Raw genomic sequence first — 17261 nt, forward strand, 5'->3', positions numbered from 1 at the left:
TCAGAGCTCGGCTTTCAGTTGATTCAGCAGTTCGGCATGCGCCGACTGGTCGACTTCGCGCTTCAGGATCTGCTCGGCACCCTTCACCGCGAGCGCGGCGACTTCGCCGCGCAGCGCTTCGCGTGCCTTCACGACTTGCTGCTCGGCATCGGCCTTCGCCTGCGCGACGATGCGGGTGGCTTCGGCATGCGCCTGGGCCTTGATTTCGTCGGCGACCGTCACTGCACGCTTCTCGGCATCAGCGATACGCTGCTGGCCGTCGTTGCGCGCCTGCGCGAGTTCCTGGTCGACGCGCTTGTGAGCGGCGACGAGTTCCGCCTTGCCCTTTTCAGCCGCCGACAGACCATCGGCGATCTTCTTCGAGCGTTCGTCGAGCGCATTGACCAACGGCGGCCACACGAACTTCATCGTGAACCACGCGAGGATCAGGAACACGACCATTTGCGCAATCAGGGTTGCGTTGAGATTCACGGTGTTTCCTTAAACGTTGCTAGTTCGGAAAGTGAAACGGCAAGGCGCTCATCGATTCATTGCTCGATCAGCGCCTAAGTGCCCGTTCCGCCCTGCGTCCCGTCTCGCGACCGGACGCATACTTCCGAGGAACCTCAGCCTGCCAGCTTCGACAGCAGCGGGTTCGCGAACGCGAACAGCATTGCCACACCAACGCCAATCAGGAACGCCGCATCGATCAGACCAGCCAGCAGGAACATCTTGGTTTGCAGCGGGTTCATCAGTTCCGGCTGGCGCGCACATGCTTCGATGTACTTGCCGCCCATCAGGCCGATACCGATACAGGCGCCGATTGCACCCAGGCCGATGATGATGCCGATACCGATGGCGGTCAGACCCTGGATGTTGGCGATGAAAGCTTGCATGATCACTCCTTTGTGAAAAGTCTTTTTGGAACTGGGATTTAAAAAACTAAAACGATTTTGATTCTTTACGGACAGTCCACTGTTAGTGGGTGTCGTGTGCCTGGCCGATGTACACCAGCGTCAGCATCATGAAAATGAACGCCTGCAGCAGCACGATCAGGATGTGGAAAATCGACCACACGGTGCCGGCGATCACATGGCCGAGGAAGCCAAGCACCGTCGTGTCCGCGCCGAAGTTCCACAGGCCGCCGAGCAACGCAATCAGCAGGAACAGCAGTTCGCCCGCGTACATGTTGCCGAAGAGCCGCAGGGCGAGTGAAACCGTCTTCGCGACGAACTCGATGATGTTCAGTGCCAGGTTCGGGATCCACAACACCGGATGCGCGCCGAACGGAGCGGACAGCAGCTCGTGCACGAAGCCACCTGCGCCCTTGATCTTGAAGTTGTAATAGATCATCAACACGAAGACGCCGAGCGCGATGCCGAACGTACCATTCAGGTCGGCGGTCGGGACGATGCGATGATGGGGAATGGCTTCCGACAGACCGAGCCAGCCGATCACGCGGCCGGGGAGATCGACGGGGATGAAGTCGAGCGAGTTCATCAGCGCGACCCACACGAACACGAACAGCGCGAGCGGAGCGATGAACGTGCGATTGCCGTGGATGATGGATTTCGACTGGTCTTCGACGAGTTCGACGAGCATTTCGATCGCGCACTGGAAACGCCCCGGCACGCCGGGGGTCGCCTTACGGGCAGCGACGAACAGGATCAGGATGGTAACGAGCCCGCACAGGATCGACCAGAACAGCGTATCCAGATTCCAGACGTGAAAGTCGATGATCGACGTCTGGTGCGAGGTGGAAAAATTCTGCAAGTGGTGCGCGATGTACTCGGACGGATCCAGAGCGCGCGTTCCTTCGCTAGCTGCCATATCGTTAATGCACCCAAATTGTCGAAAATCGTTGCTGGCCGTTCCGGGCGCAATTGGCGCTGCCGGAACCCGCCGGCGCGGGTCGAGTCGAACCCGCGCGTCTCTCGCCGGCGCTGCGCACCGACTTGTTCATTCGTTACTTCATCGCCACGCGAGCGCGATCCAGTACGTCTTCAGCGCGACGAGGTAGGTCACGAGCAGCGGAACCCACTGAGCTTCGTGATACCAGAAAGCGATGGCAACAAACATCGCGATCGTGACACCCATCTTGAGCGCTTCGCCGATCATCCAGCTCATCGCCGTTTCTGCACCGCGCAGCGTTCTCAGACGTGCCGCGAACAGCGCGCTCGGCACCCAGCAGATCGCTCCCCCCAGGAACGCGGACAGCGCAGCGGCGCCCGGCGGCTTGTAAAAAAGCCACCACAACAGCGTCGCACCCAGGGACAAAACCATTTGCGCCGTCACTACCCGAAAAGGCGTAACGCGCGATGGACGACTCACCTGCGAACCGAAGAGCTTTTCAGCCTCGGCTCTTGTGAGCGGAACGATATTTTTATCCTCTTGCCCAGCATCCCACGCGTCGTCATGCGACACGGGTTTTACATTCGACGACCCTGCAAAATGGTCCTGCGCTGCGCGGTGTTCGTCGTGCCTTTCGTCCGGCGCTTGACCCGCCATCGCAGTATTCCGCAAAGTCCTCAAATTCCCGATTTCCAGCTCGCGAGCTTACGCACTACTTACGGGGCTGCCTAGCAAATAAATCCGGGCGATTGTAAGCGATAGTTGCAGGCAATTCAAGACTTTAGGGGCGTTAATCGCCTTGGTGAAACAAGGCTTCATGATGCGAAAGAAGAGCCTTGACACGGCGACGAACGGCATCTGTAAGGCGCCCGTGCGCGGGGGCCATTTGTCGCCCGCGACGCTGCCTGTGAGCGCTTCCTTCGCGTTGCGATGCGCGGCTTGCGTGACGTCAAAAATGCGTGAGCAACCACGCGCCGGCAATACCGCCGACAGCCCAGAATGGTATCGAGTAGAGGTGGAACGCCCCCCACATTCCGCGCTCGCCGGAGAGCCGCACGGCAATCAGATTCGCAAGCGAGCCGATCGCGATGCCAAAGCCTCCGACGCTGACGCCAAACGCAAGCGCGCGCCAGTCGTGTGTGAACTCCGCGAGCATGATTGCCGCGGGGACGTTGCTGATGCCCTGCGATAACACCGCGCCGGCGGCGTACGCGCGCAACGGCGTGGTGAGTCCGAGATGAGCGACGGTCGCGTGAACCGCCGGCAACGCCGCGACGCTGCGCAGCACGACGAACATGAAGACGAAGATCAGCAGCAACAGCCAGTCGATCTTCAGTACGATCCGGTAACGCCACAACAGAAAACCAGCACCGACACCCGCGAGGCCGATACCCGCGCGATGCGCATCCGCCAGCACGACGAACGCAGCGAACAGCACGATGGCAACACCGAGCAGCGGACGATCGACTGGATGAGGCTCTGTGTCGTTCGACAGATCGAGCGGTACGGCATGAAACGCGAACGCCGCGAGCACATACAGCATCGCCATCAACACCGCGCACAGCGGCGCCAGCGCCCACACGAAGCCGCCGAACGATACGCCGCTCGTCTGCCAGAGAAAGAGATTCTGCGGATTGCCAAGCGGCGTGAGGATCGAGCCGGCGTTCACCGCGAGCGCGATGAAAATCACGAGACGTCTGATCGGCAGCGGTGTCAGCTTGTGCAGCGACAGCGTCAGCGGAATCACGACGAACAGCGCGACATCGTTGGTCAGCAGTGTCGATAGCGCGGCAGCGAGACCGATCAACAGACATGCGAGCGCACGCTCGGAATGAATGTGATGCACGACGCGATGCGCCAACCACATCAGGAATCCTGAATATTCGACGGCTTTGGTCAGAATCAGCAGACCCGCGAGCGTCAGCACCGTTTGCCAGTCGACCAGCGCCGGCAGCGATGTCCACGGCTGTGGATGAAACGCTTGCAGCGCGATCAGCGCTGCGACGAGCACCGACAGCACGGGCTCCTTCGCGATGAGCGCGACGAGCCGGTGCCAGATTGTCGAGGGCGTCTTTTCGACGCTTGCGTGATCCTGCACGGTCGCGGCGATCAAGCTGCAGCGTTGCCGCGCAGCCGGGCGAGAATGCCCTCGAGCGCGTCGAGGTCGCCGAAATCGACGGTAACCTGTCCTCGCCCCCGCCGACCGAGCTTGATCTTCACGGTCGCGGAAAGGAGGTCCGACAGCTCTTCTTCAAGGCGGCGCGTATCGCGACCACCGTCTTGCTGCGCACGCGCCTTGACTGCCGGCGCCGCTTTGGTGGTGGCGGTCACCAGCTTTTCGGTTTCGCGCACCGACATCCGCTTGTTCACGACCTGGTTGGCAAGCGCGATCTGCGTCGCCGCATCGACCGCCAGCAGCGCGCGGGCGTGGCCCATGTCCAGGTCGCCGGCGAGCAGCATCGTTTGCACCGGCGTCGCGAGATTGAGCAGACGCAGCAGGTTCGACACGGCACTGCGGGAACGCCCGACAGATTCAGCGGCCTGTTCGTGCGTGAAGTTGAATTCGTCGAGCAGCCGCTGGATGCCCTGCGCTTCTTCCAGCGGATTCAGATCTTCGCGCTGGATGTTCTCGATCAGCGCCATCGCTGCCGCGGTCTGGTCGGGCACATCCTTGACCAGCACCGGCACTTCAGTCAATCCAGCAATGCGGGCCGCGCGAAAGCGGCGCTCGCCCGCGATGATTTCATACATCTCGTGATTCACAGGACGCACGAGGATCGGCTGCATCAAACCCTGCGCCCGGATGCTCGCAGCCAGTTCCTGCAACGCACCCTCATCCATCCGCGTGCGCGGCTGATACTTGCCGGCCTGCAGCTTGTCGAGCGGCAACGCATTGGGCGCACCGTCGATCTTCACGGCTTCCGTGATGTCCGCGCTACCGCCCAGCAACGCTTCGAGGCCTCGGCCCAATCCCTTCTTTCTTGCTACTGCGTTCATCGTACTTCCTCGATCCGCCTGGATGGATGACCGCGCGTCACAGCGCGCGAACCCGTTCAATCATTTCCGCGCCGAACTGCACATAGGCCTGCGCACCACGCGAGTTCCGGTCGAATACCACGCCCGGCAGCCCGTAGCTGGGCGCTTCGGCGAGCCGCACATTGCGCGGAATCACGACGTCGAACACCTTGTCGCCGAAGTGCTCCTTCAGCTGATCCGATACCTGTTGCTGCAACGTGATCCGCGGATCGAACATCACACGCAGCAAGCCGATTACCTTCAGATCGCGATTCAGGTTCGCGTGCACCTGCTTGATCGTGTTGACGAGATCGGAGAGCCCTTCGAGCGCGAAGTACTCGCACTGCATGGGGATAACGACGCCATGCGCGGCGCACAGCCCGTTCAGCGTCAACAGCGACAGCGCCGGCGGGCAGTCGATCAGCACGAAGTCGTAGTCGTCGGCTACGTGCGCGAGCGCGTCTTTCAACTGACGCTCGCGGTTCTGCACGCTGACTAGCTCGACTTCGGCACCGGCCAGTTCGCGATTCGCGGGCAGCACGTCGTAGAGAACGGCTTCGGGCCGCACCCGCGCGGTCGCGACCGACACACCGTCCACCAGCACCTCGTAGACGGTGTTTTCGCATTCCGCCTTATTGACTCCGCTCCCCATCGTCGCGTTGCCCTGCGGATCCAGGTCGATGAGGAGAACACGTTGGCCCTGCGAGGCGAGGCTCGCGGCAAGATTGACTGCTGTCGTCGTCTTGCCGACGCCGCCCTTCTGGTTCGCGACGCAGAAGATTTTTGCCATCGTTGGTGTGTCCCTTTTGCTACCCTGGATGATTGGAATGGAGATCGATGCAGTAGAGAGCGACGTTAGCCGGCCCGATCTACGAAGACTTCGACCAGATGGCGCTCCGCGTCAAGCAGCGGTACGTCGAGACGGATGACCCGCTCCGATCGGGCGCCGGCAGGCAATCGACTGATCTCGCCATCGGGATACACGCCCTTCATTGCCCAGATCGTGCCGTTCTCCGCGACAAGATGCCGGGCAAGTGTAACGAAATCCGCGAGCTCTGCGAATGCGCGCGAGACGATTACGTCGAATTGCGTCGGCACTTCGACGCCGGCCCGTAATGTCTCGACTCGCCCTGTCACCACCGAGAGATTGGCAAGCCCCAGTTCCGCCTTTGCCTGCGCCTGGAATGCCGTTTTCTTCTGAACAATATCGTTCAGCGTGACCTTCCAGTCCGGCAAGACGATCGCCAGGACGATGCCCGGCAGGCCACCGCCCGACCCGACGTCGAGCGCCGTGGACGGACCGCGCGCGGCCAGATGCGACACGATCGATAGCGAATCGAGAATGTGCTGGACCAGCATTTGACGCGGATCGCGAATTGCCGTCAGGTTGTAGACGGCATTCCATTTGACGAGCAACGCGACGTAATCGAGCAGCTTGTCCCGTTGGCCCGCGCTCAAATCCAGATTCAGGCCACGGGCGCCCTTCTCGAGCATGGTGGCAAGCGCTTCGCGATCCGATGAAGACCCCTGCGTGCGACTAGTGGTACCTGCGGTCATTGAGCCACCGGGTTATCGCCGCCCTTCTCACCACCGGCCGCACCGGTCTTGCGACGGCCGAGCCCGCGCTTCAGATGCACCATCAACAGCGAGATCGCCGCTGGCGTGATGCCGGAAATCCGCGACGCCTGGCCGATCGTTTCGGGACGGAACTGCGTCAACTTCTGACGTGCTTCGAACGACAAGCCGCGGACTTCGGCGTAGTCCAGTCCTTCGGGCAGTTTCGTATTTTCATGCGCTTCGTTGCGCTCGATCTCGTCGGCTTGCCGGTCGATATAGCCTTGATACTTGATCGCGATCTCGATCTGTTCCTTGATTTGCGACAGCAGAACCTCGTCGCCCGACAGCGACTCGGTCGGACCGCATGCGCCGTCGCGCAGACCACAAATGCCGTCGTAGCTAACACCCGGCCGGCGCAGCAGATCGGCGAGGCTGTATTCGTGATCGATCGGTTTGCCGAGCAATGCCGTTGCTTGGTCGGCCGGCAGTGTTTTCGGGTTCACCCATGTTGAGCGAAGTCGCTCGGTTTCACGTGAAACAGCGTCGCGCTTGCGACTGAAAGCATCCCAACGAACATCATCGACGACGCCTAGCCCACGGCCCATCTCCGTCAGCCGCATGTCTGCATTGTCTTCGCGGAGGCTCAACCGATATTCGGCGCGGCTCGTGAACATCCGATACGGCTCGGAAACGCCGCGGGTAACGAGATCGTCAACGAGGACACCGAGATAAGCCTGATCGCGCCGCGGACACCATGCGTCTCTACCCTGCACGAGGAGTCCGGCGTTAATGCCCGCCAGCAAGCCTTGCGCAGCGGCCTCTTCGTAGCCGGTCGTCCCGTTGATCTGGCCCGCGAAGAACAGGCCGTGGATCACCTTCGTCTCGAGCGACGCCTTGAGCCCACGCGGATCGAAGTAGTCGTACTCGATCGCGTAGCCCGGCCGCAGGATATGCGCATGCTCCAGCCCCGCCATCGACCGAACCAATTCGAGCTGGACGTCGAACGGCAAACTGGTGGAAATCCCGTTCGGGTAGAACTCGTTGGTCGTCAGGCCTTCCGGTTCGAGGAAGATCTGGTGCGATTCCTTCGACGCGAATCGGTGGATCTTGTCCTCGATCGACGGGCAGTACCGTGGCCCGACGCCCTCGATCACGCCGGTGTACATCGGCGAGCGATCCAGACCGCTCCGGATGATGTCGTGAGTTCGTGCGTTCGTATGCGTCACCCAGCACGGCACTTGCCGCGGATGCTGCTCTACTCGGCCAAGAAACGAGAACACCGGCACCGGGTCGAGGTCGCCCGGCTGCTCTTCGAGCTTCGAGAAGTCGATCGTGCGGCCGTCGATGCGCGGCGGCGTCCCGGTTTTCAGTCGTCCTTGAGGAAGCTTCATCTCCTTGAGCCGGGCGGACAGCGACACGGCCGCCGGATCGCCAGCACGACCGCCGGTGTAGTTGTTCAGCCCGACGTGGATCTTCCCATCAAGGAACGTGCCGGCCGTCAGCACCACCGCGCGCGACCGGAAGCGGATCCCCACCTGCGTCACGGCGCCGACTACCCGATCACCTTCGACCATCAAGTCATCGACGGCCTGCTGGAACAGCCAGAGATTTGGCTGATTCTCGAGGCGATGCCGGATTGCCTGCTTGTACAGCAGCCGATCGGCCTGCGCGCGCGTCGCACGAACAGCCGGCCCTTTCGATGAATTGAGAATACGAAACTGGATTCCGCCTTCATCGGTCGCGGCAGCCATCGCCCCGCCGAGCGCATCGACCTCTTTAACGAGATGACCTTTGCCGATTCCGCCGATCGACGGATTGCAGCTCATCTGGCCGAGCGTTTCGATATTGTGGGTGAGCAAAAGCGTCTTGTTGCCCATGCGCGCGGAAGCCAAAGCGGCTTCCGTGCCGGCATGACCACCGCCGACGACGATTACGTCAAATTCTGTGGGATAAAGCATCGTGGATCTCGCCCCGAACATCGGCGCGAGCCTTTCCAAGGAAAATGTATGCGCGAATTATAGCGGGTTCGCTTTTGTCCCGAATTTCGTCCGATCGGACAACAATAAAAAAGCGCCGTGTTTCACGTGAAACACGGCGCTCGCGTCACCGCCAAACAAGGTCGCGACGACTATGCCGCTTTCTTCGCCAGCCCCAAATAGGTTTCGATGACCCGTGGATTCTGCGCCAACTCAGCGGCAGCACCCTTCAGCGCAAGCTCCCCGGTTTCAAGCACATAGCCGTAATCCGAGATCTGCAGTGCCGCGCGTGCATTCTGTTCAATCAGCAGCGTCGCGACGTTACTCGACCGCAGCGCGCTGATGATATGAAAAATCTCCTTCACGATCAGCGGTGCAAGCCCGAGACTCGGTTCGTCCAGCATCAGCAGATCGGGCTTGCCCATCAGCGCCCGACCGACAGCCAGCATTTGCCGCTCCCCGCCCGACAGCGTACCGGCCGCCTGCTTGCGCCGCTCCTTCAACCGAGGGAACAGTTCGAAAACGGGCTCCAGCTGATCGAGAAAATTACGCTCACCCGCGCGCTTGCGTCGATACGCACCGAGAACCAGGTTGTCCTCGACGGTCATCGTCGCGAACAACTCGCGCTTTTCCGGGACCAGGCACATGCCACGGGCCACACGCTTTTCGACCGGGATCGCCCCGACGTCTTCACCCCGATAGACGATCACGCCTTTCGCGTGACCCGTCACAGGGAGTGCGCCCATGATCGCGTTCAGCAGCGTCGACTTCCCAGCACCGTTCGGTCCGATGACCGAAACGATCTGTCCGGCCCGCACTTCGATCGCCGCGCCGTGCAACGCCTCCACCTTCCCGTAACGCACCGCCAGATTGCTGACGCGAAGAATCGGCTCTTGTGTCGTCATCATTCCACCCCGCCGAGATAAGCCTCCAGCACCGCCGGATCTTTCTGCACATCTTCCGGTAGTCCTTCCGCGATACGCGTCCCGAACTCCATCACAACGAGCCGGTCCGTCAGATTCATCACGAAGTCCATGTCGTGTTCGACCAGCAGAACGCTCATCCCCTCTTCCTTCAGCTTGCGCAGCAGCGTCGCGAGTTGCTGCTTTTCCTGGTAACGAAGCCCGGCAGCAGGTTCGTCGAGCAGCAGCAGCGTCGGGTCGCAACATAGCGCGCGGGCGATTTCCAGTATCCGCTGCTGGCCGAGCGCCAGACTGCCGGCTTCCTCGTACATGTGCTGCTCGAGCCCGACACGGCGAATCTGCCGCGCCGCTTCCGCCATCAACCGCCCCTCTTCCGCCTCATTCAGTCTGACGACGCTACGCCACACGCCCGCATGCCCACGCAGATGCGCACCGATCGCCACGTTCTCGAGAACCGTCATCCCCGACAGCAGCTTGACGTGCTGAAACGTTCGGCCGATCCCGCGCTTGACGATGTCGCGCGCGTTCAGCGAATCGATGCGTTCGCCGCGGAACGTGATCTCACCGCTCGTCGCTTGCAGAACGCCGGTCACCAGATTGAAGGTCGTCGACTTCCCGGCACCGTTCGGTCCGATCAGGCCGATGATCTGTCCGGCCCGCACGTCGAAGCTCACGTCGTTGACTGCAACGAGGCCGCCGAACTGCTTGCGTGCTTTGCTCACTGTCAGCAGCGGCTCGCCGGTGGTCGGCTTGCTGCGTTGCGGCAATGGATCCGCATGATCGGGAACATGGGCTCGCGGCCCGCGAGGAAACAACCGCGCGACGTACGGCCATACGCCCTGCCGCGCGTACTGCAACAGCAGCACCATCAGGATGCCGAAGACGATCACCTCGAAATTGCCGTTCTCGCCAAGCAGCTTCGGGAGCAGCGTCTGCAGATAGTCCTGCAGGATCGTGAGAATCGCCGCACCGAGCACTGCGCCCCACACGTGCGCGACTCCGCCGACGACAGCCATGAACAGGAACTCGATACCGTGATTCAGTCCGAACGGCGTCGGATTCACCGCCCGCTGCAAGTGCGCGTAGAGAAAGCCGGAGATCGACGCCAGCACTGCCGCGTAGACGAAGATCACGACGCGCATCCAAGCCGTATTCACGCCCATCGCTTCGGCCATCATCCCGCCGCCGCGCAGCGCCCGGATCGCTCGACCCGGACGACTATTAAGCAGATTCTGAACAGACACGACGGCGCCCAGCACCACAACCCAGATCAGGTAATAGATATGGCGCCCCGACTCGAGATCGATGCCCAGCACGTTGAGCACGGGAATGCCGTTGATGCCGTCGTACTTGCCGAGCAGATCGAGATTGCCGAACAGGAAGAACAGCGCGAGCCCCCAGGCGATCGTACCGAGCGGCAGGAAGTGGCCCGACAGCCGCATCGTCACCATACCAAGCGCCAGTGCAATCAACGCAGTGAGCAGCACGCCGACGATCAGCGCGAGCCACGGCGACACACCGAACTGCGTGGTCAGATAAGCCGTCGTGTAGGCCCCGACGCCGACGAACGCCGCCTGCCCGAAGCTCGTCATCCCGCCGATGCCCGTCAGCAGCACGAGCCCAATCGCGACGATCGAATACAGCCCGATGTAGTTGAGCAGCGTCACCCAGTATTCGGGGATGCGGATCGGCTGCGGCAGTACCGGCAGCGCAAACATCACGATGAGAAAGAGCCAGAAAAAACGGTTCCGCAGAATTCGTTTCATCGCGTCACTCCTCGTCCTCTTCCGCGTGCGGGCTCGCGAGACTGCGCCACAGCAACACGGGGATGATCAACGTGAACACGATCACTTCCTTGTACGCACTCGCCCAGAACGACGAATAGGATTCGAGCAGACCCACCAGCACGGACCCCGCAGCCGCGAGCGGATAGCTCACCAGCCCGCCGATGATCGCGCCCACGAAGCCCTTCAGACCGATCAGGAAACCGGAGTCGTAGTAGATCGTCGTGAGCGGTGCGACCAGAATGCCGCACAGCGCACCGAGCCCGGCCGCGAGCGTGAACGCGAGCCGCCCGGCCTGCGTGGTGCCGATACCGACGAGCCGCGCGCCCAGCCGGTTCACCGACGTCGCGCGCAGCGCCTTGCCGGAAATCGTGCGATCGAAGTACAGGTACAGCACGCCGATCAACACGATCGCCGTGCCGACCACCCAGATGCTCTGCCCCGAGATCGTCAGGCTGCCTAAGTTAAATGTCGCATCGGAGAACGCGTTGGTCCGCGACCCCTCCGCGCCGAACATCACGAGCCCGAGGCCGACCATCGCGAAGTGCACCGCCACCGCGACGATCAGCAGCAGCAACGTCGTCGCTTCGGCGATCGGTTCATACGCGAGCCGATAGACGAACGGTCCCATCGGAATCACGATCAGCAGCGTCAACGCAATCTGCACGATCATCGGCAACGGATGCATGAACATGCCGCGCGTCACCGCATACACCGCAACCGGAAACAGCAGGTACTTGCCCGCGAGCACAGCGAGCGTGCGAGCCGCATGCCGACGCCGCTCCGCATGTCGAGCGAGCCCCGCGACTTCGGCGACGAAGCATGCGACGCCCATCGCGATCAGCAGCCAGCAGGTCGCCGGAAATTTCTGTGTCTGCAGTGCGGCGAGCGTGAGCGCGCCGTACGAAACGAATTCGCCCTGCGGAATAAAGATCACCCGCGTCACGGAGAACACCAGCACGAGTGCCAGCGCGAGCAGCGCATAGATGGCACCGGTGGTGATCCCGTCCTGCGCGAGGATCGCCGCAATTGATAGATCCATACTTCCTCTTCGTGTGTTGCCGGACCGCATGTCGCTATCGGACGAGCGCAATGCGGCACATCCGCCGCACCGCGAACCGGCGGGCGGATGTCATTGTCGTTGATCAGAAAGACGGCGCGATGTGAAACCCCGCGCGCCGTCGTGATGCAAAAGACAAGCGAAAGACAAGCGAAAACAGCCGAAAAACTCGAGCCGCTAGTGTCAGTCGTTCTGCAGCTTCCACTTACCGTCGACGACCTGCACGATCACGCGTGCACGCTTGTCGAGGCCGTTGTGGTCGGTCGGCGTGGTGTTCATGATGCCGTGCGAAACCGGCAGCTCCTTGATGTTCTCGAGCCCGCTACGCAGCGCCTCGCGGAACGCCTCGGTGCCCGGCTGAGCCTTCTTCAGCGCTTCGGGAATCGCCTGCTGCAGCATCTGGCCCGCATCCCATGCGTGACCGCCGAACGTCGCGACCGAGCCTGCGCCGTAGACCTTTTCGTACGCAGTCTTGTACGCGAGCGACGACTTCTTCACCGGGTTCGAATCGGGCAGCTGATCCGCGACGAGAATCGGACCGGCCGGCAGCAGCTCGCCTTCGCAGTCCTTGCCGCACACGCGCAGGAAGTCGTTATTCGCGACGCCATGCGTCTGATAGACCTTGCCCTTGTAGCCGCGCTCCTTCAACGTCTTCGCAGGCAACGCTGCCGGTGTGCCCGACCCTGCGATCAGCACTGCATCCGGGTTCGTGCCCATGATCTTCAGCACCTGGCCCGTCACCGACGCATCGGTCCGGTTGAAGCGCTCGCTTGCCGTGATCTTCAGATGATGCGCAGTCGCCGCTGCGTTGAACACCGTGTTCCAGTTGTCGCCATACGCATCCGAGAAGCCGATGAAGCCCACCGTCTTCACGCCGTGCCGCTCCATGTAGTCGGCGATCGCGTCGGCCATCAGGCTGTCGTTCTGCGGCGGCTTGAACGCCCACGCGCGCTTCGCGTCCATCGGCGCGATGATTGCCGCGGATGCCGCGAGCGAGATCATCGGCGTCTTGCCTTGCGCGACGACGTCGAGCATCGACAGCGAGTTCGGCGTCACCGTCGATCCGATGATCGCGTCGACGTGATCCTCGTCGATCAGCTTGTGCGTGTTCTGCACGGCGCGGCTCGTGTCGGATGCATCGTCGAGCACGATGTATTCGACGCTCTTGCCGCCGATCTCCTTCGGCAGCAACGCGATCGTGTTCTTCTCAGGAATGCCGAGCGACGCTGCTGGACCCGTCGTCGACAGCGTCACACCAATCTTCACCTGCGCGCTCGCGGCGCTCGCCCCGCACACCAGCGCCGCGGCAACGCCGGCGCGTACCCACTGTCCCGTTTTTTTCATCGACTGTCTCCAAATCGCTGCTCTAGGTGTAATCCGGCTGCGAGCCGGTTCTTGAATCTAGTGATCGGGTCGGGACGTGCCAAGCATGGTTTTCCCTGCTCGATGCGCAATAAAAAAGGCACGTTGACTGCACGTGCCTTTGGGTTCATTGAGGTTCGCGATGCCGTCCCTTCAGTCCGCGGAAAGCTTCCACTTCCCGCCGACGATCTGCACCATCACGCGCGCCCGCTGATCGAGTCCTGCGTGGTCCCCCGCGCTCATGTTGAAAATGCCGTGCGACGCAGGCAGATCCTTCGTGCTTTCGAGTGCGGCGCGCAGCGCTTCGCGGAACGCCGGCGTACCCGGTTGACCCTTCTTCAGCGCGAGCGGAATTGCACGCTGCAGCAGCAGCCCCGAGTCCCACGCGTGACCGCCGAACGTCGACACGGAACCCACACCCCACGCGGCCTCATACGCACGCCGATACGCGAGCGCGGACTGCTTCACCGGATTCGAATCGGGCAGCTGATCGGCGACGAGCAGCGGACCAGCGGGTAGATACGTGCCTTCGCAATCCTTGCCGCACACGCGCAGGAAGTCGTTGTTCGCGACGCCGTGGGTCTGGTAGTACTTGCCCTTGTAGCCGCGTTCGCGCAGCGCTTTCTGCGGCAGCGCGGCCGGCGTGCCGGCTCCCGCGATCAGCACCGCGTCCGGGTTCTGCGACATCATCTTCAGCACCTGCCCCGTCACTGACGTGTCGTTGCGCGCAAACCGCTCGTTCGCGACGATGCGGATCTTCGCGAGCTCCGCGGCCTTGCCGAATTCCTTGAACCAGCTCTCGCCGTACGCGTCGGAGAAGCCGATGAACGCGACCGTCTTCACGCCGTGGTTGGCCATGTGCTGCGCGATCGCGGTGGCCATCAGGATGTCGTTCTGCGGCGTCTTGAAGACCCACGCGCGCTTCGCATCCATCGGTTCGACGATCGATGCGGCCGCGGCCATCGAGATCATCGGCGTCTGCGTTTCGGCGGCGACGTCGATCATCGCGAGCGAATTCGGCACGACGGTCGAGCCGATCACCGCGTCGACGTGATCCTCGCTGGTGAGCTTGCGGATGTTCTTCACCGCCTGGGTCGGATCGGTTGCATCGTCGAGCACAATGTAGTCGATCTTCTGGCCCGCGACTTCCTTAGGCAGCAGCCCGACTGTGTTCTTCTCCGGAATCCCAAGCGATGCGGCGGGCCCCGTGGCCGACACCGTCACGCCGATCTTCACGTCTGCAAAAGCCGTGTTACCGGTCACCGCACATACCCCGGCGACAACCGCTGCCGCGCCCATCCACCGCAAAGCCGACTTCATTACTTTTTTCACCCGTTTTATTCGCTGCGTCTTTGAATTCGTTCGAATTAAATCCGACGGTTTAAAATCACCGACCACTCGGTCGGTTAATGCGAGTTTAACGGACCCAAGCCGCATACGGCAAGCGCTTTGCAAGGATCTGAGGGAGGGAAAATGGGTGTCGCGAAGCGCGTGAGCGAATGCCCCGCCACTGGAGAAAAATGAATGCATCAGCGAGTGGAAAATCGAATGAGAAAGACCAAATAAAAAGCGCTGTTGGATACCATCCAACAGCGCTTTCGTCTGGGCACTGAGTGCCTCATGTCTCCTCGTTCTCCACCTGCAAATCTGCGGTGCATCGAACTGCGTGAAGATTAAACGCGTGCCCCTGGCCGGACAACTAGCATTTACCCTAGTGGTGCACTGCGGCACTGATTTGGGGCGGCTGCACAAAGGCGAATGTCGCAATTTCGGCGAAATTAGTCCCGGAAATTTTGCGGTGCATTTAGATCGGATACCGAAGCATTCCAGTCTTTGTGCATACGTGAATCATGCGCGCAGCGGTCTCACCCGCGCAACGATCTCGCCGACAATTCCACGCCGGAAAGCCAGCACGCAGGCGATGAAAATCAGACCCGTGACGATCGTCGTCGACTCGCCGAGCGAACGGAACCAGTCGACCCCCGTCAACGACGCGAGCGCCGTGCCGATGTCGCCGAGCCGGTCTTCGAGCGCGACGATCAGCGCGGCACCGAGCAGCGGTCCGAACAGTGTGCCCATGCCACCCACCAGCGTCATCAGAATGACGAGGCCGGACATCGTCCAGTACGCATCGCCGAGCGTTTCGAAACCCAGCACGAGCACCTTGAGCGAACCCGCGAGCCCCGCGATACCCGCCGACAGAATGAACGCGAGCAGCTTGAAGCGATCGGTATCGTAGCCGAGCGACACCGCGCGCGGCTCGTTCTCCTTGATCGCAGTCAGCACCTGCCCGAACGGCGAATGCACGATCCGCACGATCAGCAGGAACGCGAGCACCATCACGACGAGCACGACGTAGTACAGCGCGAGATCCGACGACAGATCCAGCAACCCGAGCAGCTTGCCGCGCGGCACGCCTTGCAGCCCGTCCTCGCCGTGCGTGAACGGCGCCTGCAGGTACACGAAGTAGACCATCTGCGCGAGCGCGAGCGTGACCATCGCGAAGTAGATGCCTTGTCGCCGGATCGCAAAGAGACCCACGATCAGCCCAAGCAGCGTCGCCGCCGCCACGCCGGCCAGCACGCCGACCTCGGGCGTCAGGCCAAGCGTCTGGATCGCGTAGCCGGTGATGTAGCCGGCGGTCGAGAGAAACATCGCGTGGCCGAACGACAGCAGCCCCGTGTAGCCGATCAGCAGATTGAACGCCGCCGCGAACAGCGCGAAGCACAGCACCTTCATCACGAACACTGGATAGGCGCCGATGAACGGCGCGACGATCAGCGCGAGCAGCAGCACGCCATAGAGCGCTTTTCTCTGCATCATTTTTCCTTGCCGAACAGGCCCGCCGGACGGACCAGCAACACGAGCGCCATGATCACGAACACCACTGTCGCGGACGCTTCCGGATAGAACACCCGCGTAAAGCCTTCGATCACGCCGAGCAGCAGCCCCGTCACGATCGATCCCATGATCGACCCCATGCCGCCGATCACGACGACCGCGAACACGGTGATGATCATGTGCTGGCCCATCAGCGGCGACACCTGGATGATCGGCGCCGCGAGCACGCCGGCGAATGCTGCGAGAGCAACGCCGAAGCCATACGTGAGCGTGACCATCAGCGGCACGTTGATACCGAATGCCTCGACGAGCTTCGGGTTTTCAGTGCCTGCGCGCAGATACGCGCCGAGCCGCGTGCGCTCGATCACGAACCACGTCGCGAAGCAGACGACCAGCGACGCGACGACAACCCACGCACGATAATTCGGCAGGAACATGAAGCCGAGATTGGTCGCGCCCGACAGCAGCTCGGGCACATCGTACGGTTGCCCCGACGACCCGTAGATCGACCGAAACACGCCTTCGACGACGAGCGTGAGCCCGAACGTCAGCAGCAGCCCATACAGGTGGTCGAGCTTGTACAGCCAGCGCAGCATCGAGCGTTCGATCGCCATGCCGAACACGCCGACAATCAGCGGCGCGAGCACGAGCATCACCCAGTACGGCAGCCCGAAATAGGAGAGCCCCATCCACGCGAGCATCGCGCCCAGCATGAACAACGCGCCGTGCGCGAAGTTGATCACGTTGAGCAGGCCGAAGATCACCGCGAGGCCCAGGCTCAGGATCGCGTAGAACGATCCGTTCACGAGCCCGAGCAATAGCTGGCTCAGCATCGCCGGCAGCGGAATGCCAAAGATATCCATTGAACGCGTAGTCCGTCGTCAAGATGAAATCAACACGCGCCGGCGCTCAC

The 17261-nt window shown here is 61.8% G+C and carries 16 protein-coding genes; all 16 read right to left on the bottom strand.

Annotation, left to right across the window (positions count from 1 at the left end; genetic code table 11):
- Complete coding sequence (locus E1748_RS23485; protein ID WP_133649680.1) at positions 1-471, bottom strand: F0F1 ATP synthase subunit B; 471 nt, start codon at positions 469-471, stop codon at positions 1-3.
- Between the two features lie 134 nt (positions 472-605).
- Positions 606-875 carry a F0F1 ATP synthase subunit C gene (gene atpE, locus E1748_RS23490; protein WP_007180033.1) on the bottom strand — a complete coding sequence of 90 codons (270 nt, stop codon included), beginning with the start codon at positions 873-875 and terminating at the stop codon, positions 606-608.
- Positions 876-957: 82 nt separating this feature from the next.
- Entirely contained in the window at positions 958-1809 is an 852-nt protein-coding gene (gene atpB, locus E1748_RS23495; RefSeq protein ID WP_133649681.1) for a F0F1 ATP synthase subunit A, read from the bottom strand.
- A gap of 141 nt (positions 1810-1950) precedes the next feature.
- Complete coding sequence (locus E1748_RS23500) at positions 1951-2487, bottom strand: ATP synthase subunit I (RefSeq protein WP_133649682.1); 537 nt, start codon at positions 2485-2487, stop codon at positions 1951-1953.
- Positions 2488-2779: 292 nt separating this feature from the next.
- Positions 2780-3940, bottom strand: coding sequence for an SLC13 family permease (locus tag E1748_RS23505; RefSeq protein ID WP_420819355.1), 1161 nt, complete (start codon positions 3938-3940; stop codon positions 2780-2782).
- Positions 3940-4827 carry a ParB/RepB/Spo0J family partition protein gene (locus E1748_RS23510; RefSeq protein WP_133649683.1) on the bottom strand — a complete coding sequence of 296 codons (888 nt, stop codon included), beginning with the start codon at positions 4825-4827 and terminating at the stop codon, positions 3940-3942. Before E1748_RS23510 ends, E1748_RS23505 begins: the two co-directional genes overlap by 1 nt.
- A gap of 37 nt (positions 4828-4864) precedes the next feature.
- Positions 4865-5635: a ParA family protein gene (locus E1748_RS23515; RefSeq protein WP_133649684.1), complete on the bottom strand. Its 771-nt coding sequence runs from the start codon at positions 5633-5635 to the stop codon at positions 4865-4867.
- A gap of 65 nt (positions 5636-5700) precedes the next feature.
- On the bottom strand, positions 5701-6402 hold the full coding sequence (gene rsmG, locus E1748_RS23520) for a 16S rRNA (guanine(527)-N(7))-methyltransferase RsmG (protein WP_133649685.1): 702 nt from the start codon (positions 6400-6402) through the stop codon (positions 5701-5703).
- Entirely contained in the window at positions 6399-8360 is a 1962-nt protein-coding gene (gene mnmG, locus E1748_RS23525; RefSeq protein ID WP_133649686.1) for a tRNA uridine-5-carboxymethylaminomethyl(34) synthesis enzyme MnmG, read from the bottom strand. Before mnmG ends, rsmG begins: the two co-directional genes overlap by 4 nt.
- 170 nt (positions 8361-8530) lie before the next feature.
- Positions 8531-9286, bottom strand: coding sequence for an ABC transporter ATP-binding protein (locus tag E1748_RS23530; RefSeq protein ID WP_420819349.1), 756 nt, complete (start codon positions 9284-9286; stop codon positions 8531-8533).
- Complete coding sequence (locus E1748_RS23535; RefSeq protein ID WP_133649687.1) at positions 9283-11067, bottom strand: branched-chain amino acid ABC transporter ATP-binding protein/permease; 1785 nt, start codon at positions 11065-11067, stop codon at positions 9283-9285. The genes E1748_RS23530 and E1748_RS23535 overlap by 4 nt, the downstream gene beginning before the upstream one ends.
- 4 nt (positions 11068-11071) lie before the next feature.
- On the bottom strand, positions 11072-12127 hold the full coding sequence (locus E1748_RS23540; protein WP_133649688.1) for a branched-chain amino acid ABC transporter permease: 1056 nt from the start codon (positions 12125-12127) through the stop codon (positions 11072-11074).
- A 201-nt stretch (positions 12128-12328) separates the two neighbouring features.
- Entirely contained in the window at positions 12329-13489 is a 1161-nt protein-coding gene (locus tag E1748_RS23545; protein ID WP_133649689.1) for an ABC transporter substrate-binding protein, read from the bottom strand.
- Between the two features lie 171 nt (positions 13490-13660).
- Positions 13661-14827 carry an ABC transporter substrate-binding protein gene (locus tag E1748_RS23550; RefSeq protein ID WP_133649690.1) on the bottom strand — a complete coding sequence of 389 codons (1167 nt, stop codon included), beginning with the start codon at positions 14825-14827 and terminating at the stop codon, positions 13661-13663.
- 528 nt (positions 14828-15355) lie between these two features.
- Positions 15356-16327, bottom strand: coding sequence for a branched-chain amino acid ABC transporter permease (locus E1748_RS23555; RefSeq protein ID WP_166653646.1), 972 nt, complete (start codon positions 16325-16327; stop codon positions 15356-15358).
- On the bottom strand, positions 16327-17211 hold the full coding sequence (locus E1748_RS23560; RefSeq protein WP_133649692.1) for a branched-chain amino acid ABC transporter permease: 885 nt from the start codon (positions 17209-17211) through the stop codon (positions 16327-16329). Before E1748_RS23560 ends, E1748_RS23555 begins: the two co-directional genes overlap by 1 nt.
- Positions 17212-17261: the final 50 nt, after the last annotated feature.

It is taken from the genome of Paraburkholderia flava (assembly GCF_004359985.1).
Classification (GTDB): Bacteria; Pseudomonadota; Gammaproteobacteria; order Burkholderiales; family Burkholderiaceae; genus Paraburkholderia; species Paraburkholderia flava.

Bases quoted from the DNA above. Each gene is read 5' to 3' on its own strand.
- atpE (WP_007180033.1), bottom strand. From the start codon at position 875: ATGCAAGCTTTCATCGCCAACATCCAGGGTCTGACCGCCATCGGTATC.
- atpB (WP_133649681.1), bottom strand. From the start codon at position 1,809: ATGGCAGCTAGCGAAGGAACGCGCGCTCTGGATCCGTCCGAGTACATC.
- E1748_RS23500 (WP_133649682.1), bottom strand. From the start codon at position 2,487: ATGGCGGGTCAAGCGCCGGACGAAAGGCACGACGAACACCGCGCAGCG.
- E1748_RS23510 (WP_133649683.1), bottom strand. From the start codon at position 4,827: ATGAACGCAGTAGCAAGAAAGAAGGGATTGGGCCGAGGCCTCGAAGCG.
- E1748_RS23515 (WP_133649684.1), bottom strand. From the start codon at position 5,635: ATGGCAAAAATCTTCTGCGTCGCGAACCAGAAGGGCGGCGTCGGCAAG.
- rsmG (WP_133649685.1), bottom strand. From the start codon at position 6,402: ATGACCGCAGGTACCACTAGTCGCACGCAGGGGTCTTCATCGGATCGC.
- mnmG (WP_133649686.1), bottom strand. From the start codon at position 8,360: ATGCTTTATCCCACAGAATTTGACGTAATCGTCGTCGGCGGTGGTCAT.
- E1748_RS23530 (WP_420819349.1), bottom strand. From the start codon at position 9,286: ATGATGACGACACAAGAGCCGATTCTTCGCGTCAGCAATCTGGCGGTG.
- E1748_RS23535 (WP_133649687.1), bottom strand. From the start codon at position 11,067: ATGAAACGAATTCTGCGGAACCGTTTTTTCTGGCTCTTTCTCATCGTG.
- E1748_RS23540 (WP_133649688.1), bottom strand. From the start codon at position 12,127: ATGGATCTATCAATTGCGGCGATCCTCGCGCAGGACGGGATCACCACC.
- E1748_RS23545 (WP_133649689.1), bottom strand. From the start codon at position 13,489: ATGAAAAAAACGGGACAGTGGGTACGCGCCGGCGTTGCCGCGGCGCTG.
- E1748_RS23550 (WP_133649690.1), bottom strand. From the start codon at position 14,827: ATGAAGTCGGCTTTGCGGTGGATGGGCGCGGCAGCGGTTGTCGCCGGG.
- E1748_RS23555 (WP_166653646.1), bottom strand. From the start codon at position 16,327: ATGCAGAGAAAAGCGCTCTATGGCGTGCTGCTGCTCGCGCTGATCGTC.
- E1748_RS23560 (WP_133649692.1), bottom strand. From the start codon at position 17,211: ATGGATATCTTTGGCATTCCGCTGCCGGCGATGCTGAGCCAGCTATTG.